General features: G+C 68.2%; 1 protein-coding gene. It reads left to right on the top strand.

Translation table 11 applies throughout. The features are described from left to right. Nucleotides 1-331 precede the first annotated feature (331 nt). Nucleotides 332-574, top strand: coding sequence for a hypothetical protein (locus AC1DTN_RS38140; RefSeq protein ID WP_477925351.1), 243 nt, complete (start codon nucleotides 332-334; stop codon nucleotides 572-574). Nucleotides 575-642 lie beyond the last annotated feature (68 nt).

Raw genomic sequence — 642 nt, 5'->3', positions numbered from 1 at the left:
CCCCGGACATCAGCATCGTGAGCGCGGCGCGATCGGGCCAGCGCGCCGCGCCGGCAATGAACACATCGAGGATGCTGCGCTCGGGCAGGCGCTGTGCGAGCGTCATCTCGGCCTCGAAGCGCGCCAGGTCGTCCGGGTTGCGGACGCCGATCTCGGGCAGAAGAGCCATGGTCTGAGTCTCCGGACGATGAACCGCGGCGACCTTAGCCCATCGACGCGGGCGCATCAACGCACGTGAACCCTGGGTGGCGGCAGCGAACTCCATCCAGGAGAGGACGAGCCATTTGAAGGGCCGGCGGGTGCGAACCACTATTCCCGCAAGGAGGCCCTCATGCACACATTCACGACACTGCCCGCTCTCTGCGCCGCCACCGCCCTGCTGCTTGGCATCGGCGGATGCGGCGCGCATTTCGACCGTCCGCTGCCCACGGCCGGTATCAGCGCGAAGGCGAAGGACGCGCAGCCCGCCGCCGCGCCGGACGCGCTCGACGTCTATATCGGCGAACGGTTCTCGAACGCGCAGAAGGCGCTCGCGAACAAGCACGACGAGGAGCCGCCCGCGCCCTCCTTCTGATCGGCCACCGGGTTTTACCTCTGACCGCCTCCGAGGCGATGGGCGAATCATTTGCGGCGGCTCCTGAC

The sequence above is a fragment of the Rhizobium sp. 01T444 genome, from assembly GCF_056398305.1.
Note: the sequence above shows the minus strand (reverse complement) of the source record. Positions and strands in the feature narration are given on the sequence as shown.